Annotated in this window: 28 protein-coding genes and 1 tRNA gene; 15 read left to right on the top strand and 14 right to left on the bottom strand. The window is 60.3% G+C overall.

Going from position 1 to position 25077, the window contains the following annotated elements; all coding sequences use genetic code 11:
- Positions 1–43: 43 nt before the first annotated feature.
- Positions 44–565, top strand: coding sequence for a 2-C-methyl-D-erythritol 2,4-cyclodiphosphate synthase (ispF, locus tag PAN31117_RS04595; protein ID WP_150737167.1), 522 nt, complete (start codon positions 44–46; stop codon positions 563–565).
- Between the two features lie 114 nt (positions 566–679).
- On the opposite strand, the gene PAN31117_RS04590 is transcribed toward ispF, so the two are convergent.
- From PAN31117_RS04590 to ompR, 4 genes are all read right to left on the bottom strand, one after another.
- Complete coding sequence (locus PAN31117_RS04590) at positions 680–1207, bottom strand: carboxymuconolactone decarboxylase family protein (protein ID WP_150574472.1); 528 nt, start codon at positions 1205–1207, stop codon at positions 680–682.
- A 58-nt stretch (positions 1208–1265) separates the two neighbouring features.
- Positions 1266–1814 carry a peroxiredoxin gene (locus tag PAN31117_RS04585; RefSeq protein WP_046292231.1) on the bottom strand — a complete coding sequence of 183 codons (549 nt, stop codon included), beginning with the start codon at positions 1812–1814 and terminating at the stop codon, positions 1266–1268.
- A gap of 240 nt (positions 1815–2054) precedes the next feature.
- Positions 2055–3395, bottom strand: a complete 1341-nt coding sequence (locus PAN31117_RS04580) for an ATP-binding protein (protein WP_150737166.1) — start codon at positions 3393–3395, stop codon at positions 2055–2057.
- 195 nt (positions 3396–3590) lie between these two features.
- The gene (ompR, locus tag PAN31117_RS04575) at positions 3591–4316 is read right to left on the bottom strand and encodes an osmolarity response regulator transcription factor OmpR (RefSeq protein ID WP_010808867.1); all 726 of its coding nucleotides are present in this window, start codon (positions 4314–4316) and stop codon (positions 3591–3593) included.
- A 941-nt stretch (positions 4317–5257) separates the two neighbouring features.
- On the opposite strand from ompR, the gene PAN31117_RS04565 reads away from it, so the two are divergent.
- Positions 5258–6688 carry a DUF1800 domain-containing protein gene (locus PAN31117_RS04565; protein ID WP_246188927.1) on the top strand — a complete coding sequence of 477 codons (1431 nt, stop codon included), beginning with the start codon at positions 5258–5260 and terminating at the stop codon, positions 6686–6688.
- 186 nt (positions 6689–6874) lie between these two features.
- On the top strand, positions 6875–8101 hold the full coding sequence (locus tag PAN31117_RS04560) for a DUF1501 domain-containing protein (RefSeq protein ID WP_150737164.1): 1227 nt from the start codon (positions 6875–6877) through the stop codon (positions 8099–8101).
- A gap of 69 nt (positions 8102–8170) precedes the next feature.
- Here the strand turns inward: PAN31117_RS04560 and hpnD are convergent, their stop codons facing one another.
- The gene (gene hpnD, locus PAN31117_RS04555; protein WP_150737163.1) at positions 8171–9046 is read right to left on the bottom strand and encodes a presqualene diphosphate synthase HpnD; all 876 of its coding nucleotides are present in this window, start codon (positions 9044–9046) and stop codon (positions 8171–8173) included.
- Between the two features lie 311 nt (positions 9047–9357).
- Here hpnD and PAN31117_RS04550 point away from each other — a divergent pair.
- From PAN31117_RS04550 to PAN31117_RS04535, 4 genes are all read left to right on the top strand, one after another.
- Positions 9358–9444: transfer RNA gene (locus PAN31117_RS04550), tRNA-Leu, on the top strand.
- Between the two features lie 549 nt (positions 9445–9993).
- A complete protein-coding gene (locus tag PAN31117_RS27025; protein ID WP_174990825.1) occupies positions 9994–10158 on the top strand; it encodes a hypothetical protein in 165 nt (54 codons plus the stop codon).
- 429 nt (positions 10159–10587) lie between these two features.
- Entirely contained in the window at positions 10588–10707 is a 120-nt protein-coding gene (locus PAN31117_RS27925; RefSeq protein ID WP_503124981.1) for a hypothetical protein, read from the top strand.
- A gap of 309 nt (positions 10708–11016) precedes the next feature.
- The gene (locus PAN31117_RS04535) at positions 11017–11289 is read left to right on the top strand and encodes a hypothetical protein (RefSeq protein WP_150737162.1); all 273 of its coding nucleotides are present in this window, start codon (positions 11017–11019) and stop codon (positions 11287–11289) included.
- 194 nt (positions 11290–11483) lie between these two features.
- On the opposite strand, the gene PAN31117_RS04530 is transcribed toward PAN31117_RS04535, so the two are convergent.
- From PAN31117_RS04530 to PAN31117_RS04490, 9 genes are all read right to left on the bottom strand, one after another.
- A complete protein-coding gene (locus PAN31117_RS04530; protein WP_150737161.1) occupies positions 11484–11816 on the bottom strand; it encodes a hypothetical protein in 333 nt (110 codons plus the stop codon).
- A 200-nt stretch (positions 11817–12016) separates the two neighbouring features.
- Positions 12017–12214, bottom strand: coding sequence for a hypothetical protein (locus PAN31117_RS04525; RefSeq protein ID WP_150737160.1), 198 nt, complete (start codon positions 12212–12214; stop codon positions 12017–12019).
- A 250-nt stretch (positions 12215–12464) separates the two neighbouring features.
- A complete protein-coding gene (locus PAN31117_RS04520; protein WP_150737159.1) occupies positions 12465–12746 on the bottom strand; it encodes a hypothetical protein in 282 nt (93 codons plus the stop codon).
- A 76-nt stretch (positions 12747–12822) separates the two neighbouring features.
- Positions 12823–13035, bottom strand: a complete 213-nt coding sequence (locus tag PAN31117_RS04515) for a cold-shock protein (protein ID WP_107338536.1) — start codon at positions 13033–13035, stop codon at positions 12823–12825.
- A gap of 364 nt (positions 13036–13399) precedes the next feature.
- Positions 13400–13630, bottom strand: coding sequence for a hypothetical protein (locus tag PAN31117_RS04510; protein ID WP_107338537.1), 231 nt, complete (start codon positions 13628–13630; stop codon positions 13400–13402).
- A gap of 193 nt (positions 13631–13823) precedes the next feature.
- Positions 13824–14027, bottom strand: a complete 204-nt coding sequence (locus PAN31117_RS04505) for a cold-shock protein (RefSeq protein WP_107338538.1) — start codon at positions 14025–14027, stop codon at positions 13824–13826.
- A 360-nt stretch (positions 14028–14387) separates the two neighbouring features.
- Positions 14388–15191 (bottom strand): transglutaminase-like domain-containing protein, encoded by an 804-nt coding sequence (locus PAN31117_RS04500; protein ID WP_150737158.1) that lies wholly within the window; start codon positions 15189–15191, stop codon positions 14388–14390.
- 305 nt (positions 15192–15496) lie between these two features.
- Complete coding sequence (locus PAN31117_RS04495; RefSeq protein ID WP_150737157.1) at positions 15497–15736, bottom strand: hypothetical protein; 240 nt, start codon at positions 15734–15736, stop codon at positions 15497–15499.
- 302 nt (positions 15737–16038) lie between these two features.
- A complete protein-coding gene (locus tag PAN31117_RS04490) occupies positions 16039–17013 on the bottom strand; it encodes a LysR family transcriptional regulator (RefSeq protein WP_150737156.1) in 975 nt (324 codons plus the stop codon).
- A gap of 212 nt (positions 17014–17225) precedes the next feature.
- Here PAN31117_RS04490 and PAN31117_RS04485 point away from each other — a divergent pair, with 212 nt between their 5' ends.
- The 8 genes from PAN31117_RS04485 to PAN31117_RS04450 are packed head-to-tail and all read left to right on the top strand — an operon-like array spanning position 17226 to position 24960.
- Positions 17226–18125, top strand: coding sequence for a SphA family protein (locus PAN31117_RS04485; RefSeq protein WP_150737155.1), 900 nt, complete (start codon positions 17226–17228; stop codon positions 18123–18125).
- 50 nt (positions 18126–18175) lie between these two features.
- Complete coding sequence (locus PAN31117_RS04480; protein ID WP_150737154.1) at positions 18176–19333, top strand: alpha/beta hydrolase family protein; 1158 nt, start codon at positions 18176–18178, stop codon at positions 19331–19333.
- A gap of 46 nt (positions 19334–19379) precedes the next feature.
- On the top strand, positions 19380–20342 hold the full coding sequence (locus PAN31117_RS04475) for a VOC family protein (RefSeq protein WP_150737153.1): 963 nt from the start codon (positions 19380–19382) through the stop codon (positions 20340–20342).
- Between the two features lie 42 nt (positions 20343–20384).
- Positions 20385–20744 (top strand): Rieske (2Fe-2S) protein, encoded by a 360-nt coding sequence (locus tag PAN31117_RS04470; protein ID WP_150737152.1) that lies wholly within the window; start codon positions 20385–20387, stop codon positions 20742–20744.
- A gap of 58 nt (positions 20745–20802) precedes the next feature.
- Positions 20803–21933, top strand: coding sequence for an FAD-dependent oxidoreductase (locus PAN31117_RS04465; RefSeq protein ID WP_150737151.1), 1131 nt, complete (start codon positions 20803–20805; stop codon positions 21931–21933).
- A gap of 14 nt (positions 21934–21947) precedes the next feature.
- A complete protein-coding gene (locus PAN31117_RS04460; protein WP_150737150.1) occupies positions 21948–23171 on the top strand; it encodes an MFS transporter in 1224 nt (407 codons plus the stop codon).
- Positions 23168–23971 carry a cyclase family protein gene (locus tag PAN31117_RS04455; protein ID WP_150737149.1) on the top strand — a complete coding sequence of 268 codons (804 nt, stop codon included), beginning with the start codon at positions 23168–23170 and terminating at the stop codon, positions 23969–23971. Before PAN31117_RS04460 ends, PAN31117_RS04455 begins: the two co-directional genes overlap by 4 nt.
- Positions 23968–24960 carry a fumarylacetoacetate hydrolase family protein gene (locus PAN31117_RS04450; protein ID WP_150737148.1) on the top strand — a complete coding sequence of 331 codons (993 nt, stop codon included), beginning with the start codon at positions 23968–23970 and terminating at the stop codon, positions 24958–24960. The genes PAN31117_RS04455 and PAN31117_RS04450 overlap by 4 nt, the downstream gene beginning before the upstream one ends.
- Positions 24961–25077: the final 117 nt, after the last annotated feature.

Here is a 25077-nt window from a genome sequence, read left to right as displayed (position 1 = left end):
CTGACGCACCGTAATTCCGCCTCTGGCGATTTCAAGATTCCACATGACTGAACAAGCTGTTTCTCCTGTTTCGCTGGGCGCACTGTCCAAACTCCGTATCGGTCAGGGCTACGACGTGCATGCACTCGTGCCGGGCCGTCCGCTGATCATGGGGGGCGTGACCATTCCGTTCGAGCGCGGCCTGCTGGGCCACTCGGACGCCGACGTGCTGCTCCATGCGATCACCGATGCAGTGCTCGGTGCTGCCGCGCTCGGCGACATCGGTCGTCACTTCCCAGATACCGACCCGACGTTCAAGGGCGCGAACAGCGTCGTTTTGCTCAAGGAGGCGATGCGCCGCGTGCGTGAGCAAGGTTACGAGATCCTGAACGTCGACTGCACTGTAATCGCACAGGCTCCGAAACTCGCGCCGCATATCGCAGCGATGACGCAGTCGATTGCGGATGCATTGGGTGTGAGCGTCGCGCAGGTGAATGTCAAGGCGAAGACAAACGAAAAGCTGGGCTACCTCGGGCGTCAGGAGGGCATTGAAGCGCAAGCGGCGGCGTTGCTGATCGGACGCTAATGTTGCCGAAGTTCGTTTAAGTCTCTGGCCCTGTCGTCAGCTGGACAAAAGCAAAACGGCGCTACCGGAATCGTCCGGTAGCGCCGTTTTTATTGGGCGACGAAGTATCGAAGCTTATGCAGCTTCGGCAGCGATCACCTGAGCCGCGGCATTGATGACGGCGGCGATACGGCCGACGTCACGCAATTGCGCGGTGCTCATGCCGTGCTCGGCGGAGAGCAGATGCGCGTGCGACTTCACGCAGAAGTGGCACTTGCCGACGATGGACGCGGCTAGCGCGTACATCTCGAAGCGACGCTGATCGACACCGCCACGCGTGGCGTAGCCATTCATGCGCAGTTGGGCCTTCTCGTTCTTGAGCTCGGCGTTATCGGCCATCTCGAGATACGGATACCAGGTGTTGTTCATGCCCATGAGCGCGGCTGCGGTCAACGCGCCTTCAAGCTCTTCCGGGGCCAGCACGCCGGCTTCGCGAATTGCCTTGACGAGCGGCTGGCTCTTGGCCGCAAAGGCGGCGGCGAGGGCCACGCCGACGGCGTCGTTGCCTTCCAGCGAGGAGCGCACGATGGTGCCGTCGAGGTTCAGGCGGATGTCCTTGGCGTAGTCAGGGATCTGCGCCTTAATCGCGGTGATGAATTCCATAAATTTCTCCTATTGCTTTGGGCTGAAAAAGCCCGCTTGCGCGGGCTTCGGGAGACGCTTAGAGCGTTTCACCGCCGACTGCACGGTTGCACGGGCAGAGTTCGTCCGTTTGCAGACCGTCCAGAATACGCAGCACCTCTTCCGGGTTGCGGCCGACGTTCAGGTTGTTCACCGAAACGTGCTGGATGACGTTGTCCGGGTCAACGATGAACGTTGCACGCAGTGCCACGCCAGCTTGTTTGTCACGCACGCCCAGTTGGTCGATCAGAGCACCGGTCGTGTCGCCGAACGAGTAGTGGTTCAGCTTGTTCAGGTCCTTGTGCTCACGGCGCCATGCCAGCTTCACGAATTCGTTGTCGCCCGAGCCGCCGAGCAGCACTGCGTCACGATCCGAGAAGTCGTTGGCCAGCTTGCCGAATTCCACGATTTCGGTCGGGCACACGAAGGTGAAGTCCTTCGGGTAGAAGTAGATGATCTTCCACTTGCCCGGGAACGAGGCTTCGGTGATCGTTTCGAAAGCCGACACGCCGTTTTCTTCGTGGTTGTTGAAACCAGGCTTGGCCGCTTCGACCGAGAACGCTTCGAGTTTATCGCCGACAGTCTTCATCGATTACTCCTAAATTAGTGCGGTTTATGTCGTGATGTCGCAAGGACATCAAAACTGGCAACTGACCGAGTTCACGCGATCCCGGTCAACCAAACCAGTATACGCTATCAAATCAATGATAGCAATAGCTTATTTTTATGCGGGGGATAGTTAAAACAAATCCCGTCGATAGGATTTTGCAGCTTCGGGCGAGGCCAAGCCTTGAGCATAGCCAAATTTTCGCCCGATCACATCAAACACTTATTTAGCAAGCGGAAATGACACCGTGATTTCAAGTCCGGAGCCGGGGTGCACGTTACGCAGCGACGCATGGCCTTTGTAGCGCGTTGCGATGCGCTGCACGATGGCCATGCCCAGGCCCGTCCCGTCGGCCTTCGTGCGGGCTGTGTCCACACGATAGAAGGGACGGAACACCAGGTGCAATTGTTCCTCGGGGATGCCGGGGCCAGTATCGCGCACGCGCATCTCGACGCGTTCGCCGAGGACTCGCGTGGAGATGTGGACGTCGGCGACGTTGGTTTGCGCATCGCGGCCGTACTTGCGAGCGTTTTCGATCAGGTTCGTGAGCAGACGCTTGAGGTCGGTGCGCTCGGCCAGTATCAGCGCCGTATCGGCAAGTTCGACGCTGATCTTCACCTCGTCGCGCCCTTCGAAAGCGCTTGCCGTATCGCGCGCGATTTCGGACAGATCCACGGCCTGTGCCGCGCGCGAAGCGGGACGTGCGTAATCGAGGAAGCGCCCGATGATCTCGTCCATTTGCTCGATGTCGCTGATCATGTCGCGCTTGACCGTTTCGTCCGACGGGCTCATTTCCGTCTCGAGACGCAGGCGCGCGAGCGGTGTGCGCAGATCATGAGAGATGCCCGCGAGCATCAGCGCCCGGTCGGCTTCGAGCCGGTCGAGTTCCTGCACCATCTGATTGAAACTTCGGTTGGCCTCGGCCGCTTCGCCCATGCCGCGCTCGGGCAAGGCATCGGGGCGCTGACCTTCGCCGATGGCGCGGGCCGCGTGGGCAAGTCGCGCGAACGGTCGGTTCACGAGCGCCGTGATGAACGCCGCGCCGATGAGCGAGAGGGCGAGCGCGAACGTCCCCCAACTGAAGAGTTGAAGGCCTGTCGCCGTGTCGATCCGGTCTTGCTCGATGGCGACCCAGTAGTCGTCTTCATCGATCTTGAAGCTGATCCACATGGCGGGGATCTCATTGACCGAAGCGGCGATGATGGTGTCGGTGCCAAGGCGTCGCTGTACATCGCGCACGATGAGGTCCTGCACGACGCCACCGGGTTGCTTCTCGATCGAATCGGCCGGTTCGCGCGGATAGACGCGAATGCCTTCGTTACTTTCCAGATCCTGCAGCAACGCGCGGCGAAGGTCCGGCTCGGAATAAAGCAGGGCAGTGCGCGTGAGTTTGACGATGGAGACCAGTTGCTGCGCGACGCGCTGTGCACGCGGCTCGCGTTCGATCACGCGAAAGCTCTGATACCACGCGGCGAGGCTGACGCCGATGAGCAGTGCGATGAGGAAAAAGGTACGCCAGAACAGACCGCCGAACAGCCCGCGTACCATCCGAATCGGATGCATGGGGTTGCTCCGTCTAATGCGTGACGATGGCGGGTCGGAAGGTCCGAAGCGCGCAAGATTCGAAATGACGGAGGCTCATGGGAGCCATGGCGAACGACATGAATTGCAGGAATTGCGAGGTGAGGCAAGACAAGACGCCGGTGCGCGAATGGGGCGCGACCGGCGTCGTTTTGCAGCGCGAGACGTGATGCGCGATCACGCGCCGCCGTCCGGGATGAACACGTAGCCGAGGCCCCACACCGTCTGAATGAAGCGGGGGCTGCCCGGGTCCGGTTCGATGAGCTTGCGCAGGCGCGAGATCTGCACGTCGAGGCTTCGGTCGAAGACTTCGTATTCGCGGCCGCGCGCGAGCTCCATGAGCTTTTCGCGTGAGAGCGGCTGACGCGGATGACGTGCGAAGACCTTGAGGACCGAGAACTCGCCGGTGGTCAGGGCAATTTCCTGGCCGTTCTTGGTGAGCGTGCGCGTGGCGAGGTTCAGGGCGAAGTCGCCGAACTCGAACGTCTCCATGGTTTCGCTGGGCGCGCCCGGGAGTTCGGGCGGGGCCTGGCGACGTAGAACGGCGTGAATGCGCGCGACGAGTTCGCGCGGATTGAAGGGCTTGGGAAGATAGTCGTCGGCGCCCATCTCAAGGCCGACGATACGGTCGACATCCTCGCCTTTGGCCGTTAACATGATGATCGGCGTGCGGTCATTCGCACCACGCAGACGGCGACAAATAGAGAGACCGTCTTCACCGGGGAGCATCAAGTCCAGCACGAGCAGATCGAAGCGCTCGCGCACCCAAAGCTTGTTCATGGCCGTTGCATTTTCGGCCACAAAGACATTGAAACCCTGTTCCCCGAGGTAACGACGAAGCAGGTCGCGCAGGCGCGGATCGTCGTCGACAACCAGAATTTTGGGAGAGTTTTTGTTTTCCATGCCACGTATCTTAGCCCGAAATGTTGCGAACTGAGGAGGCCGCCAAAGCGGGTTACAAAGGGTTACACAATTTACCCTACGGCTTGTGCGCTGACCATAGGCAGTGGGTACACTTGCACCCCTGCCAGGGCAAAAACAGCCGCATGGCATGAAGGACATACGCACAAGATGAGATGGGCTGCTGAGTTTACGCTACTGTTCGGGGGAATCATGCTCTGGGGACACCTGGGCGTGACCTATGCCCGTCCCGTCGCGCATTTCAGTACGCAGCATCAGGGTGCGAGCGCCCCCCGGATTCAGCGCGCGGCTCCGGCGCCTTCGCCGCGCAACCCCGCCAAGAATGCCCCTGCGAGCGATCCCAACGCCGATCGGCGTAACGACGACCTCCCGAATACGCCCCCCGGGAGACGTCCCAATGGACATATGTCGCCGGAAGATCGGCGATTGCTGCGTCAACACATTCAAGACGCCGTGCGTGAACTGTATACTCACTGACACGACGCTCGTCTTTCCCCTTGTCCGATTCGTTCGGGCCAGATGGGAAACGCCGCGAAACGCTTCTTCCGAAAACGCCAGTGACGCCACTTTGACGAGAGCGTGACATGAAGCAAAACCAAACCCCGCCAGCCTCTGCCGACGCTGGCTTTTTTTGCGTCCGAAATACCGAGTCCGGGGATGGATTACCTATTTCGATGGCGTCGCCGGGGACGGACGGGGCATCGGCACCTTCGGTCGCGTCCCTATTGCCCCTATTGACTAGGGCGAAATTCCTTTCCGTGCGTGTGACGGTTCTCTCGGGGGCGGCAGCGGCGGTCTGCCTTGCGTCGCCCGTTGCCTATGCATCCGGTTCGCGTCACGCGGATGCGCAACACGCCGCCCAGTCGACGCGTGGCAAGACATCGAAGTCGGCGACGCCCGCCGTCGATGCATCCCGGCGCGAACTGACGGCCGACGACGCGCGCTACCTGCTTACGCGTACCGGCTACGCGCCGGACGCCCGCGAATTGGCTCCCTTCGTCGGCCTGACCCGTGCGCAGGCCGTCGACCGGCTGCTGGAGCAGACACGCCGGACAGCGGTTACGCCGCCTCCGGCGTGGGTCACGGAGCCGCCGTTGGCCAGTGTACCGGTCAAGGGCATGACCGACGCGCAGCGTCGTGAGCTGAACGAGCGTCGCAATCGCATGTCGGTGTCGCTCAAAGCGTGGTGGGCGCAGGAAATGGCGACGACGCCGTCGCCGCTGACTGAGCGCATGACGATGTTCTGGCATAACCACTTCGTATCGAGCGACGACAAAGTGCGTGAGCCGGCCGTGCTCTATCGCCAGAACGTGCTGCTTCGTGCCAACGCGCTGGGCAACTTCGGCGTGATGTTGCACGAGGTGTCGAAGGACCCCGCGATGCTCATCTATCTGGATGGCGCGAACAGCCGCAAGGGGCGTCCCAACGAGAACTTCGCGCGCGAGGTGATGGAACTGTTCACGCTGGGCGAAGGGCATTACACCGAACAGGACGTGCGCGAGGCGGCGCGTGCCTATACCGGCTGGAGCATCGACAGGCCGACGATGACCTACGTCTGGCGTCCCAATTTTCACGATACGGGCGTGAAGACGGTGCTGAACCAGACGGGTGACTTCGACGGCGATCAGATGCTCGACGTGCTGCTGGCGCGTCCTGAGACGGCGGTGTTCGTCACCGGAAAGCTTTGGCGCGAATTCGTGTCACCGACGCCCGACCCGGTGCAGGTTGAACGGATTGCCGCGACGTTCCGAGAGAGCGGCTACGACATTCGTGTCGCGTTGCGCGCCTTGCTGCTCACGCCGACGTTTTGGGATGCGCGTGCGCGTGGTGCGCTGGTGAAGTCACCTTCCGAGTTCGTGACGGATGCGGTGCGGCAGTTCGACATCGGCTACGACGATCCGCAGATGCTCGCGCAGCAGATGCGGGTGCTGGGGCAGGATCTGTTCCGTCCGCCGAACGTGAAGGGTTGGCCGGGCGGCGACGCGTGGATCGACAGCACCACGCTACTCGCGCGCAAGCAGTTCGTCGAGCGCATGTTCCGTGCAACGGAGAACGCCAACGCAGGTGGTCCGTCGATGACTGCACCGTCCATGTCGGCGACTCCGGGCGTGCAGCGCACGGCGCTACGCCCCGCGCAGCCAATGCCGCGAACCGTGGCGGGTGTTCGCTTCGATCTGTCTCGCTGGCTGCGGCCCTATACGCTCGGGCCGGTCGACGTCCCGGACGTGGAGGCGCGCGAGTCCTTGCAGCGTGCGGTGTTGCCGCTGGCGCCGGCGGCACCGCAAACGCCTGGCGTCAACAGTGCAGCGTTTCTGCAAGCGCTATTGATGGACCCTGCGTATCAGTTGAAGTGATCGAAACGATGGCGATCGCGAAAACCGCGGTGATGGGGGGGATGTGACGACTGGGACGTTCGCGGCAGTTCGGGCGACTGTGACGATTCAGGCGCTTGGGATGCAGGGCGATGGCAAGTTTTGTGACAGGTATGTTTGCGATTTGTGATCGGGCGGTGAGTCCGGGCGAGTCATGAGAGGTGTGAAATGCGTCGACGTGATTTTTTGACGTTCGCTGGTGGTCTTGGGGCAGCTTGGCTGGCGCCGACGCCGGTGTTGGCCGCTGCGCGAGATATGTCTGGGATATTGCCGGGCAGTGGCGGCAACTATGGCAATTTGCTGATCCTTATCGAGCTTAAGGGTGGCAACGATGGGTTGAACACGGTCATCCCTTATGCGGACGCAATGTATGCGAGCTTGCGTCCGACGATTGGCATTAAGCGCGAGCAGGTCGTGCAGTTGGACGAGCACAATGGCTTGCATCCGGAGATGCGCGCTTTGTTGCCGATGTGGCAGGCGAACGAGTTGGCGATTGTGCAGGGTGTGGGGTATCCGCAGCCGAATCTTTCGCACTTCCGGTCGATTGAGATCTGGAATACGGCGTCGCGCTCGGACGAGTATTTGCGTGACGGATGGTTGTCGCGGGCGTTCGCAGAGAAGGCCGTGCCGTCGGGTTTCGACGCGGATGGTGTGATTGTCGGCAGTGCGGAGTTGGGGCCCTTGAGCGGTGGCGCGCGGGCTGTGACGCTGACGAATCCGGCGCAGTTTTTACGCGATGCGAGTCTGGCGTCGACGAATGCTGCGCAGGTGAGCAATCCGGCGTTGGCGCACGTGCTGCGGGTAGAGAACGACATCGTGAAGGCAGCGGACGGTTTGCGTCCGCGCCAGGGGCAGTATGTCTTGCGCACGCCGATGCCGCAGGGGGCTTTCGGCAACGTGGTGAAGACGGCGTTGCAGGTGGTCGCCGCGGCGGATTCTCCGAGTGGTGTGCCGCAGCCGGGGCGTGGCGTGGCGGTGTTGCGACTGACGCTCAATGGTTTTGATACGCACCAGAACCAGATAGGGCAGCAGGCGAACCTGTTGCGTCAGTTGTCGCAGGGGATGATGGCGTTGCGGGCTGGGTTGACCGAGTTGAATCGATGGCAGTCGACGATGATCGTGACGTACGCCGAGTTCGGACGGCGTCCGCGTGAAAACCAGAGCGGCGGGACGGATCATGGTACGGTCGCACCGCACTTCATCGCAGGCGGACGTGTGCGTGGTGGCCTGTATGGCGAAGCACCGAGACTGGATCGGCTGGATGGCAACGGCAACTTACCGTTTGCCGTTGATTTCCGCGACGTCTACGCGACGGTGCTGCAGCGCTGGTGGGGCTTGAACCCGCAACCCGTGCTGGGCGGCGCGTTCAAGCCGTTGGATGTGATGCGGGTTTAAAGGGCGGACGTCCTGACTGCGTGGGCTGCGATTCGGGCCCACGGCCCGTGCCAGGGGTGCGTTTTAAGCTCAGCGTGCTCGCCACGCTCGCCAGAATTTGCGCAGCGGCGTCAGGTCGATGCGCTGGTGGAGCACTTGATAGCCGCTCGCGGCGACTTCGTCCATCAATGCCAGTTGCAGCGCCGCGAGGGCGAGCAGAGGACGTTGTTTGCGGCGATCCTGTTTAGGGATTGCGGCGGCTGCGTCGATGATGGCCTGACGCGCACGCGCGTGCTGGAACTGCATTAGCTCGACGAAGGCGGGCGAGTACTTGCCGTTCTGAATGTCGGCGGCGGTGACGCCGAAGCGCTGAAGTTCGTCGATGGGGAAATAGACGTAGCCGGAGCGCGCGTCGACACCGGCGTCGGTTACACGTCGACCGAGCGTGATGGCATGGCCGAGGGCGCGCGCGAGGGCGGGCGTTTTCGGGTCGTCGAAACCGTAGATCTGGGATGCGAGTTCTGCGGGGGCACCGCCGGCTGCGTCGCAATAGTGCGTGAGACCGGCGAAGTCGAGGTAGCGCATCTGCGAGAGATCCATCTCGGCGCCGTGCAGGACGGCTTCGAAAGTTTCGCGCGAGAGACTGCTGTTTTGCACGACGGGGGCGAGCGCTCGGGTCACCGGATGTGCGGGGGTGCCTGAGAAGAGGCGAGCCAGTTCCTGACGCCACCAGTCGAGCTTTGCGTGTGCGACGCCGGGGTCATGAACGGCCGAGTGAATATCGGCGATTTCCTGACAAAAGGCGTGGACGGCATAGGCGGCGTCGCGCTTGGACGGGGGGAGTTGGAGCAGTGCGTAGTAGAGCGCGGATCCGGGCGGGCCTGCTTTCTGACGGCAGTATGCGTTGGCCTGGGTGATGTTGTCGGAGGAGCCAGAGGGCTCGTCGGCGGTCTCGTGGGGTTGCATGCGAATGGGGTATCGGTTTGGTCAGGTGCCCGGAAATCGGTGCACAGGCGCTTAAGCGCGTAGCTGCGCAGTGGGGGCAGAAGCCATGAATTGGTGCGAATTCTAGCATTGCGAGCCGACCTGACGCGTGGGACGGTATGGGCTTGAGCGGAGATTGCCGGTCGAATTCGGTTCGTGTAGAATACGCGCCTGCTTTGACGCATGCAGCGGGGCGGCGACAAGTCGCCCTTTTTCATGTCCGACAGGACGCATGCATGTCGTCGACCCGATGCCGGGATGTCGCGCCTAAAAGGTAACGACGCCCACGGGCTGCGAGGATGGCGAAATTGGTAGACGCACCAGGTTTAGGTCCTGACGCCCGAAAGGGTGTAGGGGTTCGAGTCCCCTTCCTCGCACCAAAAAACCCTTAAAAATCATCGGGTTGAATTTTAACGCCGGCAAAAATCTAGCCGATTTTTGCCTGTTTTTCCTTTAGAAATGCCAGCATTTTTGGCGAACTTCTCAACGGTTTTATCCCCCGCCTTCAAATCCGCCGTTGGCGTCCATCGGCCATAGACGCGTACGTATGTCGGGTTTGGTATGGGTTTCTGTATCGCACGCCCGCTCGTTTCAGTGCCGAGTTCCAGAGCTTCCACACTTGATGAGAACCCGAGAATCGCTCGCCTCTTGGCAGCCTGAATATCGGGCCGTCGGCTTTGGTAAGAAATGTGAGGGCCTTCTGCGCTTTCGGCGCATCGAGGGCCGGGCCGAGTAATCGGATATCGCGGCGACTCGCTGTGGCCTTGTGAAACGCCGCCACGCCTTTTGCCTCTCGCGTGATCGCGCGCCTGATGCGAACGAACCCGCCCACAACATGCCATCGCTCAACTTCGTGTATCGCGGTTGCACCGTCGACACTCAGATCTGCCACGCAACCCTGTGAGACGTGACCATCTAGGTGACGCCCTTTGACAGGGTCGAGCTTTTTCGAGCCCTTCGGCGCTGGGAGGCTCAAACTGGCAAAGATCGAGGAACTGGACGTCATTCAGGCGGCGCTGACGGAGGATGTGCAGATCGCGATTGATCATCGGCTGATCGGCTGCGGAGCGCTCAAGTGCGGGCTGTGGGGCTGAATGCGCGGTCAAAAGACCGTTTTCCACTGGGCCGCACGGGTATTCCTTAGTCATGGCCATCAAGAAGGGGCGTAGCTTGAAATGACCGTTAGCCGAATGCCCCTGGCGACCGGATTTCAGCCCTCGCAATGCCGTGGGCTTCTTTTTGCCGTGGTCGGGTGGGGACATTCAGGTTCTCGCTTCGCCACACCGCCGTAGCGCTCGCATAATGATTTCGTTCTGTCTCATGCCACCTCCAAGAGCAGGCCAGAACGCGGAACCTTGGGCGGGATCCACAGCACCTCAGTTCGGGTTCCGGTACCGCAGCCCAGCCGCTATACCAGCACGTATGCGCGTTCCTCGACATGCTGGCGTGGTCTGAATTCACGTCGCGTAATGCCGGGTCGGACGACAGATACAACGTGATCGGCGGCGGCGGGCCGCTACCAACTGCTCTCGCGTTACTTCGACGTGTACAGGCAGCAGTTGGGGCTTCCGGACTTCTCGCCGGTCAGCCGGGCAAGTTCGCGATCCAGCAGATTTGCGAGCGCGGCGCGTTGGACGACATAAAGGTGGGCCAGATCGGAACATCTGGGCCAGTCTCTCCGGAGCCGGTTACGGCCAGGTGGAGTATGCCCTTGAACCGCTGCTTGAACAGTATGTGAAAGCCGAGGGTGCAATGTGACCTGGCTCGATTCTCGCGTGTGGGCGGACTTTTGCTTGCCGTGGTGCTTGCAGCCGGTGGTGGTTATTGGAAACGGCATCACGACGCCGATCAATCGGCCACCGTTTCCAAGCAAGCGAAGCAAATCAGCGATCTGACCGCTGCCAACAACCTCTATCGCAAGACGAACCAAACGTTGGCTGGGATATCGATCGATGCGAAAAAATCTGCTGATGCGGCAAATGCTGCTGCACGTGCTCCCGACTTCTTCGCTGGCGGGTTGCCGCAAGCAGCTCAGTCACTACGTCGCCGCCGCGAGACATTCCACCACTGCCAGCGGAAGCGCGGCAACCAACGGCGGAACAGGTCCCCTCGTGCCCGTCGATTGTCGCCGCCCAGAAAGCGGAGTATCACTTACTCCTCTCTTCGAAAAAGGCGCGAACGTGTTCAGCAGTCAGTTGCTCTCTTCTTATCTAGTTCCCCAATAAACCAGCAAGATGACAGCAACAGTAACTGCCGCAAAGAACCAGGATACGCTTCTCATCAGGTTTCCCTCCTCAGATATCGGCCGATAAAGTCCACACGATCAATGCTCTGAAGGGTCGACGTTGTTCGCGCCCGTAGGAATTTTCGTCAAGTAAAGTAATACTTGGTGAGTTTCGCCCACGGGGGCTCCCAGCAATTAAGAGAATGCGGGATCTTCCCCATCTAGTCCCACGACCTCATCGTAGATGTGGCCGCGTGTGCGTCCGTCGACGTTTTGCCAGAGGCGCGCCAACCAATACTTCATTTTGCGTTGAGAAATGACATTCGCACTGACGACGATCGCCGGGAACTGAATATTCTCCCCAATCACTTTTCCCTGTAGATACTCGTACGCGTTGGCTCTGACGTATTCCTTGGCCTTAAATAGGTCTGTGGCGCTCGAGGAAAACGACAAATCGAGGCAAGTGAGTGTCCAAGCCGCGTCCTGGCGTTCGCCATAGACGCGCAGTAGTATTCGCTCCATTTTCATGATCGACTCCTTATGGCACATGCCTAGCATATGCACTGATGCATCGTCACCGGGGGCAGGTGTAGCGTCAGATGTGGGCGGCGAAACCACGCTAAATCGGGCCGATCAAGAAAGTGAACGGTCTATACCCGGTAAAAAGATGACGCGAGTGCCAACGAAGAGTTTTGTCGAGCCGATACTCTCAAATGACTCCTGTTTTATTACCAAGCAGGGCGAATGGTATATGCGTGGCGGAAGTAGGCGCGGCCAAATTGCGTCGGCTCAAAGTGCTTGCCGACCCGATGTATCAACTCGCGTGCGAGCAACGCATTGATAACCGCATCTGATGGTTGCTTCGGGTTTTTTTCCGCAATGCGTTGAAGCGCCGCAGTTATGGTTTGTGCTGAAAGGGCGAGCATATTCGCTCCTGTAAAAGTTTTATGACCCTGTGCGCTGCGCTTCGATAGAGCCGCTCAGTTGGGGGATTTGCGTTCAGCGGCTCGCCGACGTAGCCACTTAGCGATGGGACCGTGCTGCGCATGCGCAGACGCGTCAGTCCGATTGCTCAGACAAATCGCACGGGCGATCGATCCGAAAGAAAGGAGCCGTGCCGCGTCAGCTGGCACGTAGCCGGAATACAAGAACCAGTTAGGAGATGCGCCCATGGGGTTATGCCTCCAGCGAAGCCTTGTTGATAAATCCGTCTATCAATGTGCGGCCGAACTCGTCGCCAGCGCGCCGTGCATTGCCGATTGAATCGAACAGGACCGTCTCAAGACGAAACACTCGCGATTCTGACGGCGGAACTGAACCGATGGACGTACTCGGGGTGATGCGCACGGATACAGCCAGCAATCTTTCGTGCTTACGGCTTGCTTGGGTTGCGTCCGGGTCTAAAAACACCAGAGTTTCCAAACTGAAGCCTCTGTACGAGGGGGATGTGTGCGACATATTTCCTCCGACATGACGAGCACCGCTGCATCGCCGTGTTGATACGGCGATGCTAGCGAGCGATATAGGGAAGAAGCTACGCGGGCTTGATGTTGGATGCCTGCAAGCCTTTCGGGCCGCGCGTGACATCGAAGGAAACGTGCTGGTTCTCTTGCAGGGTGCGAAACTCCGTGCGCCCTTGCGGTTGAATCTCTGAGAAGTGGGCGAACAAGTCATCCCCGCCATCATCCGGGGTGATGAAACCAAAGCCCTTGCTGCCGTTGAACCACTTTACAATTCCGGTGCTCATGTGAACCCCAGGTTTTCCCTGCGAATAGCCGTCGCGAAACGCGCGACTGGGCGCAAGTGGCGGACAACCAAGAAATTCAGAGATCGGAAGTGTCTCGCAATGACATCGACGCTTGATCGATAAACGTCAGACTTGATGTTCGATATATTTGTTATACGCCCATTGCATCAAGGACTCAATGCATATTGTGTAAGTGTTTCCCAGCCTGTCCTGCCCCGGCATTTCGCGTGATTCTCAAGTTGCGCCGTATCTTGACCGGCACAGATTCCTTGACTTGGTGCGGCATCCGTTTTCGGGTAGGTGCGTCAGAAACCCAGACGAACGACGATCGCATATCTCGCGATGTGGTCGGATGCTACGTAGATTAACCGCGATTGTCGATCCAGTCGCGTGCCCATGCACTGGCGTGCCCCAGCGCTTGCAGTTCGGTGTCGAAATAGTCCAGTGCATGGAATGTGTATGCGGCGGGCGCCGCATGGGCGGCATCGCCCCGCTCGAGCAGGAGGTTGGCCGCAAACCAGCCGTCCGGAAGCAGGTACGCGGAGGGGGAGACCAGATACCCGTTGTAATGGTGGTTATGGTTATTATTTTTCATAAATGGAATGCGAGTGACACCTGCATGGCATTCGGGCCATACAAGTCGAAAACTTCGAAAGTGGGAGCGAGACAGATCGTGTCGGAGAGACAAATGATGCACACCTCGAAATGGTGCGATCAAGTCGGGAGCGCAATGGCTCCGCGCGGATGCTATACAAGCGAAGGGCCGGTTGGCCGGCCCTTGAACGACGTTACTGCGGGGTGATATTCGATGCCTGCAGGCCCTTGGGGCCGCGCTTGGTCTCGTAGCTAACCTTTTGATTCTCTGCGAGCGACTTGAAGCCTTCGCCTCGCACTTCGGAGAAGTGGGCGAACAGATCGTCGCCGCCAGCATCCGGTGTAATGAAGCCAAAGCCCTTGCTATCGTTGAACCACTTAACGGTACCAGTTTCCATGATGAATCCTTGAAATAATCGAATTAGCTCCGTTGCGGAGCGAGAAAAACTTCAAGGAGGGAGAGAGGATAGCGAGTACCGCGCGGAAAACGCAGAAAATGATGATCAGCAATCGAACTTCTTGAATGTTTCTGTGGACACGGTACGTTGAAGGTCCGGTACTGTCAAGGTATTTCGTGAGGCCGGGACGCCTTCGGTCACATTGCGATAAAAAATGATCGGCTTTATTTATCTGCGGGGCATCGCTCGCTCGATCGACGAGGCGCGCTCGTTCGTGACCTCGAACAGCGACATTGCTGCGCGAACGCATCTTATCCGTACATTTCCGCGTCGGCTCAGCGTTGGCGGACTGTGGTTCGGTCATTCCTGGTCGCAGTGCACCTCGAAGTGTGTTAGGACGGCGGCCCCAAATGCATTGCTAATTGCGACATCGGCGGCATCACGTCCGTATGCCATCAAAACGCGCCCAATGCGCGGCGCGTTGTTTCGCGGATCGAAGGTCTGCCAGCTACCGCCAACATAGGCTTCGAACCACCCCGCGAAATCCATCGGCGCCGCGACGGGCGGCAAGCCCACATCGCTGATATAGCCAGTGCAGTAGCGCGCCGGAATATTCATCGCCCGGCATAGGGTGACACCCAGATGCGCAAAATCGCGGCAGACGCCTTTGCGTTCACGGTACGCGTCCCACGCGGTTTTGGTCGGCCGCGCATGCCCGTAATCAAATTCGATGTGTCGGTGCACGAAGTCGCAGATTGCCAGAGCAGTCTCGCGACCCGGCGTGCACTGGCCGAAAAGCTGCCACGCGACTTCGACCAGCAGATCGGTCTCGCAATAACGGCTGCCTAATAGGAAAATCAGCGTATCGTCGGGCAAGTGCTCAACCGGATGGCCCCACCCCTCGATGGGCCGCGTTTCCATGGCACTTGGCACATTCAGCAGTGCTGTCGTGCTCAATTCCAAACGGCCGACAGGCGCGACGATTCGACTGCACAGATTGCCGAACAAATCGCGGTACTGCCTTATTGGCACCGGTGGATCGGTAACGAGCAGATCCGCCACGGCAATATCCTTCGCATGCGAAAAATGCGTGTTCAACATCAGCATCATCGGCGTAGGATGTGAGCACTCGTACGACAGTTCGTATCCGACGCGAAGCTTCATGGATCCTCCCCGATTCGGCTGATTGCGGGTGACATTGAGCCTGGTATTCCAAAGGCGCATTGCCGGACATGGCAACAAGAGATGTTTCCCCGCCGGGCTCATCCTCGCATATAAAAAATAATCGCCTGCTGTCATTCCTGAGCGGAATGCTGGGGCCAGCGCTTACCTGCTGGTTTGATATTGGGGTCGACCAGAGCTCAATGCCGTAGACGGGTGTCGTCAACTCTTTAACCGTACCGCAGAACTGGCCGGGGACGTCCCCTTATGCGTCACGGAGTGCATTGGGTCGGGAAACAAACATGGAATCAGTTGCCGGGACCGAGTAACACGTCGATTGCAGCTTGACCCGCGATTTCGGCTACCAGATAGGCCCATCGCTCAGTAAAAGGGCCGTTGCGCAACGGGATGCGGCCTCCCCGAGCGCCGAGCACTTCGAGGTTTGTAGCGCCTGTTATCTGAAAGGTCACATCAAAAGTGCCCTCATCGGCAGCCGGAATCAGTTCGACCTGAATCTCGAAGCCGCGGTACGCAATCGTTCGGTGCATGAAAGCCTCCCTTTCGTCATTGGAACCTAACACGAGTCAGCATTGAACGGCTTACTCTACTATTGTGCTAGTGACGAATACGCCACCACGTGATCTTCAATAATCTGCTCATCCGCACGTTCAGGACCACAACTACCAATTCGGTGAATGTGCCCCATTGCGCCACCTGCCAGGAAGTGAACGTCGGCTCATGGCCGATTGCGGCCGATCACAAGTCTCTGCTTTCGACCCGTAGGAGACATTCAGTGGCGTCGTCCCGCTTTCATGCACGCGCACGCCGCTAACGCATACGAATCGGAGAGCTATGATCCGAGCGCTTGCGCACCGCCAGTCGTACCCAGCGGAACACACATTGCCACTGTCTCGACCCTGCCATCCATGTCCAGCACGGACGCCTTGAGGTTTTCGCGCAACCAACGCAGACCAGGATCCGCGCTTCGGTGCGAGTGCCACTGCATCGCCTGTTGCATCTTCGGGGTCGTGATAGGTAAGTCGCAGATCACAATCGGGAGGCTGCGCCTCGCATGGTCGGCAAGTCGGCGATGCATCGTGGCGACACGCTGCGTGCCGACGACCAGTTGCGCCGGTGCCGCAAAGCCGAAGGTGGTGACCTCGACCTTGCGCTGTACCCCGATGCGTTCTCCAAACCAATCGGCGATAGCCGTATCGACATGCCCGGGAGTGACGACGATATGTCCCGCCCCCAGATATTGTTCTCGCGTGATGGCAGTGCCCGCGAGCGCGGCCTCGTTCCACATCACGCAGCAATAGTCCTCCTCGAACAAAATATCGGTCGGATGCTCGCCCGTGCAGTAATCGATCGGGATGATCAGCATGTCGACATCTGCTCGCTCAAGCGAGCGTGCCGCCTGTGCGACCTGAGGACATAGTTCGATTCGTACGTTTGGTGCCTGCGCGTAGACCCGTTTCAGAAAATGCGGGATCAGCGTCGATAACGTGAAATCCGAGACCAGCAAGCGGAACACGCGCGTGGACTCGGTCGCCACAAACGTCGGCGGCGTGGAGATGCTCGCCTCGACCCGCACAAGAATGTCGCGCACTGCATCCGCCAAGCCCTCCGCACGCGGCGTGGGCTCCATCTTCCGGCCTACCTGTACGAGCAACTCGTCGTCGAAATACTCACGCAGCCGTGAGAGCGCATTACTCATCGCCGACTGACTCAGGTGCACCTTCTCCGCAGCACGACTGATGCTGCGCTCACTGAGCAGCGCATCGAGGGCGACGAGCAAATTGAGATCGAGCTTGTTGAAACGCATGGGGAATGTTCTTTTCGTCGGGCACTGCGCCGGGTGGCCATGCGTCGATCGCCTATTCGCCGACCCTCGGGTTTGCCCTTGATGTATTCGGCGAATCGATTCCGCGAATGGATCGAATCAATTTTTCACATGCAAGCGGGCATCTTAACCTGATCGGAACAAAAAAGAAGTACCACCAAAAACTCGATCCGCGAGATCGATCAGGAGACAAAATGGCCGTCAAGATCAGGAGCCTGTTGCCGGGCTGCGCGCTCGTTGCCACTTGTGCGACGCAGCAAGTGCATGCCTTCGAAAATTACGTGTCACCTTACCCGGCGGGAGCGACAGCCACCGGCATTGCCTCGTTGCCCCCGATCCCCGGGCTCTTCGTGTTGCAGCAGTTCAGCTACTCGTTTGCCAACGCGCTATACGGCAATGACGGCAACAAACTGCCCGTTCCGTTTCGTTCGAGCGCCCCTGTCGCAACGACCCGCCTCATCGCCGCGTATCCGGTCAAGTTCCTGGGTGCTGACGTCTACTCTCAACTCGTCCTGCCGGTGGTCTCGCTGCACATGAATATCGCCGGACAAAGCAGCACACAAAGCGGTCTGGCCAACGTCACGGTCTCGCCAGTCATTCTGCAATGGCGCGCGTCGCCCAACCTTACGTTTGCCACGGGCCTCGACTTCATGACGGCCTCGGGCTCTTACAGCCCCTCAAAAAACAGTGTTGCAGTGGGCTATTCGTCGCTGCAACCCGTCTTTGCGATTCGCTACAACATCCCCAATGGATTCGACGTGGGGCTGTCGAATCGGCTCATGATCAACCAAACCAATCGCGACACGAACTATCACTCGGGGAGTGCGTACGTTGGCGAATTCACCCTCGGATGGAACTTCGGGCCGTGGAAAGTCGGCGTCGTGGGTGCCTACCTGAACCAGTTCGCCGACGACGCGCAGTCGGGCGTAACCGTCGGCGCGGGGAATCGCGCACGCAGCTTCGCGATGGGTCCCTCGGTTTCCTATGACGGCCACTGGTTCAACGTCGCTCTGAACTACCAGCAAGGCCTGTACGCGGCCAATACCGCCAAATCGAGCAGCGTGTGGCTGAACATCGCCATCCCGCTGCTCTGACGCAGTACGCATGCACTGCAATTTCTTTTTTACGCTCATAAGGTTAGACAATGTTCCGCTATTTTCCGACCAACTACGTCTGGAATCTCTCCGTCAATCTGGCCATCGAGATGGGGGCACGCATGGGCGAGATCGAAACGATCTGCGCACCGCTGCAAGACGCCGCCAAACAACCCGATGCCCAAGGCACGCAAGCCTTTCGCGAAGCGTGGGTGGCAATGGCCGATCGGCTGCAAGCGCTTGCAGCCGAAGACGAGGCTCGCGGTCGCCAGTTCTCGGCCGGTCAGAAATACAAGCGGGCGAGCGCTTACATGATCACCTGCGAGCGCATGCTTGCGCACGATTCGCCGGGGCGTGTCGAGCTTTACCAGCGCGCGCTGAAGTCGTTTGCCATTGGTATCGAACTCACAGGCGAGAACTGCGAGCGTGTGGAGATCCCATACGGCGAAGGACATCTCTCGGCATTGCTCGTGCGCGCCCCGGGCGTCGCACGTGCGCCGGTGCTCGTGCAGGTCAACGGTCTGGATTCCATGAAGGAAATGAAGTACCTCGTCGGCTTGTCCGGCTGGCTGGCCGAGCGCGGCGTGTCGTCGCTCATCGTCGATCAGCCCGGCACCGGCGAGGCGCTTCGCCTGCATGGCATGCACGCGCGCTTCGATGCCGAACACTGGGCGAGCCGCGTGGTTGACTGGCTCGAGACGCGCGAGGACATCGACGCGAAGCGTATCGGCATGGAGGGCGTCTCGCTCGGTGGTTACTACTGCCCGCGTGCGGTGGCGTTCGAACCCCGCTTTGCGTGCGGCGTGGCGTGGGGAGCCAACCACGACTGGCGCGATGTGCAAAGGCAGCGCTTGAAGCGCGAGAGCGACTTCCCTGTGCCGCACTACTGGAATCACGTGTGCTGGGTGTGGGGAGCCAAAGACATCGACGATTTCATGCGCATCGCCGAGGACGTGCATCTCGATGGCGTGCTCGATCGAATTCGGGTGCCGTTTCTCGTCACGCACGGCGAGCGTGACTCGCAGATCCCGCTCTCGTGGGCGTATCGCACGTACGAGCAACTGGTCAATAGTCCCAAGCGCGAGCTGAAGATATTCACCGATCGTGAGGGGGGAGTGCAGCATGCGAGCTTCGATAACTCGATCAACGCGGGCCACTATATCGCCGACTGGGTCGCCGAAACGCTCGGCGGTCGCACCCGTCGCTGATGCCTGAGTCAATGCCTCACATTCTTCCCCAAGCTGGAATGCATTCATGAACATCCTCGGACTCGAATATCTCGTGTTTGGCGTTGACGATATCGTCAGTGCTGCCCAATACCTGGTTGACTACGGCCTCGTCGCACAGCAAGCCCCCGGCGAAGCCGGACGGTTCGCTGCGCTTGACGGCACCGCCATCGAAGTGTGGGCCGCCACTGACTCGCGCTTGCCCCCGCCGCTGGGCACCACGAGTCAATTGCGCAAAACCGTCTATGGCGTGGACAGCGCGCAAGATCTTGCGGAAATCGCCGGGGAGTTGATGCGCGATCGCGAGGTGCGCGTACTTGCCGACGGCTCGTTGGAGACTGTGGACGATATGGGCTTCGCCCTGGGTTTCGTCGTCACCCAAAGAAAAACGCTGAACATGCCGGCCGAGGCGATCAACGCGCCGGGGGCACCCGCACAACGCCAGCCCAACGTCGTGGCGGTGCGCGACGACATGGCGCTCACGCCGCGCACGCTCTCGCACGTGGTCTATTTCGTACCTGACGCTGCGCGAGCCGAAGCGTTCTATGTCGAGCGCCTGGGCTTCCGATGTACAGATCGCTTCGAAGGCGTGGGCGGGTTCCTGCGCCCCGCAGGCACGCTCGATCACCACACGCTCTTCTTTATCCAGACGCCACCGTTCATGAAGGGATGCGAGCACTTCACGTTCCATATGGGCGGGCCGACTGAACTGATGTATGCGGGCACGCGTCTCGTGGATAAGGGCTATCAGTCGTTCTGGGGGCCGGGCCGTCACCGCTTCGGTTCGAACTGGTTCTGGTACTTCAATAGTCCTCTGGGATGCCATGTTGAGTACGACGCCGACATGGACCAGCACGACGACCAGTGGCATGCACGCATTGCACCGATGAGTGCCGACGCTTCGCAACTGTTCTTGTTCCAGTCGCGCGAGAAATGGGTGCCGGGCGGCGCTCCGGCTGGTGGTGCACCGGCCAAGGGGGAGGCCACCTGATATGGCAGCAGGTCAGTCAGCAATATGCGCCGGAGTATGCCCATGAGTTCACCGATCTTTCTGGTGCATCTCGACGCCATGCCGGACCCCGGTGCGCGCGGGTTCGATCCGCATGGCGTGGGGCACGACACGATGTTCGTGGTGCGCAATGGGACCGGGGTGCGGGCATGGCGCAACGCGTGCCCTCACTACGGCGATACGCCCATGGCTTGGCGAAAGGACGCCTACCTGAATCACGACGGCTCGCGCATTGTCTGCCACGCCCACGCTGCACAGTTCGATCTGGTCAGCGGCGCTTGCCTGGCGGGGCCGTGTCTGGGCCAGTCGCTCACGCAACTTGCACTGAACGTCAACGCGCGGGGCGAAGTGTTCCTGCTGACTTGCGAGCGTGGCGTACCGTAACCGCGTCAACGCGTCACCAACGCATACACAAAAAAACGTAGAAAAAAGGAGACATCGAATGGATATGACAACCCAACGCCTGCTCGTGATCGGCGGCGGCTTCTCGGGTATGGCCACGGCTATCGAGTGCAGCAAGCGAGGCATGCAGGTCGATCTCGTGGAGGTCGATCTTGATTGGCGCTCTTATGGCGCGGGGATCAGCATCAGTGGCCCGACGTTGCGTGCGCTGCGCACACTCGGGGTACTTGACGCCTTTCTGGAGCGCGGTGCGGTAGCCGACGGGTTGAAGCTGTTTGCGCCGCACGGCGCGCCGATTGCGCAGATCCCTACGCCGCGTCTGGCCGGTGACGAAGTGCCCGGCAGCGGCGCGATCATGCGGCCGATACTGGCCGACATTCTCGCCAAGGCCACGCTGGCGGCGGGTGTGAATGTCAAACTCGGCACGACCTTTGCCAGTCTGTCTGTCAACAGCGAGCAGGTCGAGGTCGCATTCACCGACGGCACGCTCGGGAGCTATGATCTGGTCGTGGGCGCCGACGGTCTTTACTCAAACGTTCGCGAGACCATTTTTGTCGACGCCAAACCGCCGCGCTATACCGGTCAGGGCGTGTGGCGCGCTATCGTGCCGCGCCCGGAAGATGTGACGGGCACGGAGATGTGGCTCGGCGCACGAGTGAAAGCGGGCATCAACCCAGTCTCCAGCGAACTGATGTACCTGTTCGTGACCGAAGACTCTCAGACACGCAAGTTCGTCGACCCTAAACAAGCACCGGACATGCTCAAGGCGCTGCTTGCCGAGTTTTCGGCACCGCGCCTGCTAGCCGTTAGCAAAGCGATCGACGAACACGCTTCGGTGATCTACCGCCCTCTCGAGTGCATGTTGCTCCCTCGTCCGTGGCATCGGGGCCGTATCGTGCTCGTCGGCGATGCCGTTCACGCCACCACACCGCACATGGCTTCGGGCGCCGGCATTGGCATCGAGGATGCGATCGTATTGGCCGAGGAACTCGCGCGCGCAGCAACGATGATCGACGGGATCGAAGCGTTCGAGGCGCGTCGCTGGGAGCGTTGTCGGGTTGTCGTCGAGAACTCGGCTCGTCTGGGAGAGATCGAGATCGCCCACGGTGACCGTGCCGAACACGAGCGCATCATGCGCGAGACGCACCAATATCTGGCGCAAGCCATCTGAGTCGGGAGCGCGCGATGGAACCCCAAACGATGGTGCCCGCCACCTCGCCCGACGCGGCGTCAGGCGCGTCGGCTCGCTTGCGCAAATTCGGCGTGTTCTCGCTGATGATTGCGCACTGCGCCGGGATGATTGATCTCGTCGCATTGCCGCTGTGGATCTCGACGCTGGTGGGCCACTACGGGCTCGACCCACAACGCGCAGGCGCGCTGCCCACGCTGTTTCTCGCCAGCGTAGTGTTGAGCAGTATCGCTTGCTCTCCACTGCTCGCACGTTTGCCCGCGCGCTCGATCGTGCCTCTAGGCTTTGCAATTGCCGCCGCCGCGTTCTTCGTCGCACGTACGACGAACTTCTACCCGGCGATAGCGACCCTGCATGCCGTCGCCGGTCTGGCGGTGGGCGCAAGCCTGAGCCTCACGCACGGCATCATTGGTCGCAGTGAGCGTCCGCATCGCGTGTTTGCGCTGGCCGGCATGAGCCTGGGGCTAATTTCGATCTTGTTTCTCGGCATCTCCCAGCCGCTCATTCGGGCGCACGGGGGCAGCATGTTCTTCACAATCCTGTGCGTGGTCATGAGTTTGGCCGCGATGGTCAGCGCGATCGGTCTTCCGTTTACGGTGGCGTCGGCATCGTCCGCTGTCACCGGGGCCGACAACCGTATGTCTCACGCTTCCAAACCGGGGCTTGCTGCTCACGTCTGGTTCGGGATCGGCGGGGTGAGCGCCATGGCGCTGACTCAGGCGATGCTGATCAGTTTTGTCGTGCACATCGGCACGGTACGCGGCTTTGGCGAGACGGCCATTACCGCCGTGCTGATTACGCTCGGGATGATCAATCTCGTGCCCGCGCCAGCCGCTGCGTTGCTCGAGCGTCGTCTGAATGCCCGCGTCGTGTTGCTCATCGGCCCCGTCGCGCAGGCCGTGCTGGGCGTACTCATCACCGCTGACACCGGGTTTGCCGCGTGGGCAGTGGCGAGTGCGGTGCTCTCCGCGGTGATGATCTTTTGCCACACCTTCGCGTTTGGGATGCTCGCCCGTCTTGATCCTACCGGGCGAGCAGTGGCGGCTACACCTGCGATGGTGATGACCGGTGCGGCAATCGGGCCGCTGCTCGGCGGCACGCTTGTCAAGTTCGTTTCGCTCGCGAGCCTTGGTTACGCCGGCGTGCTCTTCGGTGCCGTCGCCCTGATGTGCTTCTCACGCATTCCTCATTATCACGGCCAGTCGGAGGCCTCAAAGTGAAAGTCAAACGCCGCTTCATCGATCTGTCGATCTATCTCGAAAACGACGTGCTGTCAGACCCGCCGCCCCTGGCGCCGAAATTCACATACCAGAAGCATGCCGATACGCTGCCTGAGTTCATGGCCATGCTGCCGGGAACACGGGCCGAAGACTACCCTGACGGCGAGGCAGCCGCCGCAGAATGGGTTACGCTGACCACGCATAGCGGCACGCACCTCGATGCGCCGTGGCACTTTCACTCGACCATGGACGCGCGTCTGGGACAGGCCAAACCGTCGATCACGATCGACCAGGTGCCTCTCGAATGGTGTTTCCAAAGTGGCGTGAAGCTCGATTTTCGTCATTTCCCCGATGGGTACGTCGTCACCGCCGCGGATGTGGCCGCCGAGCTAGAGCGTATCGGGCACACGCTCTCGCCGCTTGACATCGTGATGGTCAACACACGCGCCGGTAGCCGCTACGGGCACGCCGACTATGTGAACGCCGGTTGCGGCATGGGGCATGAAGCGACGATGTACCTGCTCGAACGGGGCGTCCGTCTAACGGGGACCGACGCGTGGAGCTGGGACGCGCCGTTCAGCTACACGGCAGAGCGCGTCGCGCAGACCGGTGACAAATCGCTCATCTGGGAGGGACATAAGGCTGGGCGCGAGATCGGATACTGCCATCTCGAAAAACTGCATAATCTTGAAGCGCTGCCTGCCTTCGGTTTTACCGTGAGCTGTTTCCCTCACAAGATCCGTGCCGCTTCGGCGGGCTGGACCCGCGCGGTAGCCATTCTGGACGAGGTAGCTCAATGAAATTCGCCACTCTCGCCAATGGCACCCGCGATGGTCAACTATTGATCGTCTCGCGCGACCTTACGCGAACCGTGCTGGCCGACGGCATTGCGTCGAGTCTGATCGATGCGATCGAGCGCTGGGCGGAGGTCGAGCCCGCACTTCAGCGACGCTACGACGCGCTGAACGACACCCGCGACGCTATGCACAGCCTGCAAGTGCAGACGTTCGATGTGCGCATGTGTGCCGCGCCACTACCGCGCTGCCCTCAATGGTGCGACGCATCGGCTTTCCTAAATCATGGACGTTTGATGGAGCGGGCATTCAACACTGCCCCGATCCCGGACTTCGACACGATTCCGGTCATGTACCAGGGAGCTAGCGACGATTTTCTGGGGCCTTACGCCGATGTGCCTCTCGCGAGCGAGGCCGACGGCATCGATTTTGAGGGAGAGTTCGGCGTGGTGGTCGATCGCGTGCCCATGGGCGTCAGTGCTTTGGATGCGCTCGGACATGTGCGGTTGCTTGTGCAGATTAATGACTGGAGCTTGCGGGCACTGGGGCCGCGCGAAATGCGCACAGGTTTTGGCTTCTTGCAAGCTAAGCCTTCCACGAGCTTTGCCCCGATCGCGCTCACCCCCGACGAACTAGGGGCCGACTGGCGCGACGGCCGAGTGCATCTTCGTTTGCACGTGCAGCGCAATGATGAGTGGATCGGGCAGCCCAGCGGCAGCGAGATGAACTTCGATTTTGGCAGGCTTATCGCCCATGCCGCGCGCACGCGCCAACTCAGTCCGGGGACGATCATCGGCTCTGGCACGGTCTCGAACGGAGCGCGCGAGGCTGGCTCGGCATGCTTAGCCGAGCGCCGCGGCATCGAGATACTTGAGCATGGTGAAGCCCGCACCCGCTATCTGGCGTTTGGCGAGCGCGTGAGGATGGTTGCGCTCGACGCCACCGGATGCGCCCCGTTTGGAAAAATCGACCAGCAGATCGTGCTGGGCTGTTGAAACGACATCCATCAGCCTCCCCAACAGGCAGTGGCGCAGGCTATGTATCGAGAGCGAGCGGCACTTCCTAGCCCATCGGCTCCCAAGGTGCCCTCCATACGTGCGTGTCGATTCGAG

The organism is Pandoraea anapnoica (assembly GCF_902459765.1).
In the GTDB taxonomy this organism is placed as follows: Bacteria; Pseudomonadota; Gammaproteobacteria; order Burkholderiales; family Burkholderiaceae; genus Pandoraea; species Pandoraea anapnoica.
This window is presented reverse-complemented; position numbering and strand designations above follow the sequence as displayed.

Excerpts from the sequence above, each read along its gene's own strand:
- ispF (WP_150737167.1), top strand. The coding sequence starts at position 44 with ATGACTGAACAAGCTGTTTCTCCTGTTTCGCTGGGCGCACTGTCCAAA.
- PAN31117_RS04590 (WP_150574472.1), bottom strand. The coding sequence starts at position 1,207 with ATGGAATTCATCACCGCGATTAAGGCGCAGATCCCTGACTACGCCAAG.
- PAN31117_RS04585 (WP_046292231.1), bottom strand. The coding sequence starts at position 1,814 with ATGAAGACTGTCGGCGATAAACTCGAAGCGTTCTCGGTCGAAGCGGCC.
- PAN31117_RS04580 (WP_150737166.1), bottom strand. The coding sequence starts at position 3,395 with ATGCATCCGATTCGGATGGTACGCGGGCTGTTCGGCGGTCTGTTCTGG.
- ompR (WP_010808867.1), bottom strand. The coding sequence starts at position 4,316 with ATGGAAAACAAAAACTCTCCCAAAATTCTGGTTGTCGACGACGATCCG.
- PAN31117_RS04560 (WP_150737164.1), top strand. The coding sequence starts at position 6,875 with ATGCGTCGACGTGATTTTTTGACGTTCGCTGGTGGTCTTGGGGCAGCT.
- hpnD (WP_150737163.1), bottom strand. The coding sequence starts at position 9,046 with ATGCAACCCCACGAGACCGCCGACGAGCCCTCTGGCTCCTCCGACAAC.
- PAN31117_RS04535 (WP_150737162.1), top strand. The coding sequence starts at position 11,017 with ATGCGAAAAAATCTGCTGATGCGGCAAATGCTGCTGCACGTGCTCCCG.
- PAN31117_RS04530 (WP_150737161.1), bottom strand. The coding sequence starts at position 11,816 with ATGAAAATGGAGCGAATACTACTGCGCGTCTATGGCGAACGCCAGGAC.
- PAN31117_RS04525 (WP_150737160.1), bottom strand. The coding sequence starts at position 12,214 with ATGCTCGCCCTTTCAGCACAAACCATAACTGCGGCGCTTCAACGCATT.
- PAN31117_RS04520 (WP_150737159.1), bottom strand. The coding sequence starts at position 12,746 with ATGTCGCACACATCCCCCTCGTACAGAGGCTTCAGTTTGGAAACTCTG.
- PAN31117_RS04515 (WP_107338536.1), bottom strand. The coding sequence starts at position 13,035 with ATGAGCACCGGAATTGTAAAGTGGTTCAACGGCAGCAAGGGCTTTGGT.
- PAN31117_RS04510 (WP_107338537.1), bottom strand. The coding sequence starts at position 13,630 with ATGAAAAATAATAACCATAACCACCATTACAACGGGTATCTGGTCTCC.
- PAN31117_RS04505 (WP_107338538.1), bottom strand. The coding sequence starts at position 14,027 with ATGGAAACTGGTACCGTTAAGTGGTTCAACGATAGCAAGGGCTTTGGC.
- PAN31117_RS04500 (WP_150737158.1), bottom strand. The coding sequence starts at position 15,191 with ATGAAGCTTCGCGTCGGATACGAACTGTCGTACGAGTGCTCACATCCT.
- PAN31117_RS04495 (WP_150737157.1), bottom strand. The coding sequence starts at position 15,736 with ATGCACCGAACGATTGCGTACCGCGGCTTCGAGATTCAGGTCGAACTG.
- PAN31117_RS04490 (WP_150737156.1), bottom strand. The coding sequence starts at position 17,013 with ATGCGTTTCAACAAGCTCGATCTCAATTTGCTCGTCGCCCTCGATGCG.
- PAN31117_RS04485 (WP_150737155.1), top strand. The coding sequence starts at position 17,226 with ATGGCCGTCAAGATCAGGAGCCTGTTGCCGGGCTGCGCGCTCGTTGCC.
- PAN31117_RS04480 (WP_150737154.1), top strand. The coding sequence starts at position 18,176 with ATGTTCCGCTATTTTCCGACCAACTACGTCTGGAATCTCTCCGTCAAT.
- PAN31117_RS04475 (WP_150737153.1), top strand. The coding sequence starts at position 19,380 with ATGAACATCCTCGGACTCGAATATCTCGTGTTTGGCGTTGACGATATC.
- PAN31117_RS04470 (WP_150737152.1), top strand. The coding sequence starts at position 20,385 with ATGAGTTCACCGATCTTTCTGGTGCATCTCGACGCCATGCCGGACCCC.
- PAN31117_RS04465 (WP_150737151.1), top strand. The coding sequence starts at position 20,803 with ATGGATATGACAACCCAACGCCTGCTCGTGATCGGCGGCGGCTTCTCG.
- PAN31117_RS04460 (WP_150737150.1), top strand. The coding sequence starts at position 21,948 with ATGGAACCCCAAACGATGGTGCCCGCCACCTCGCCCGACGCGGCGTCA.
- PAN31117_RS04450 (WP_150737148.1), top strand. The coding sequence starts at position 23,968 with ATGAAATTCGCCACTCTCGCCAATGGCACCCGCGATGGTCAACTATTG.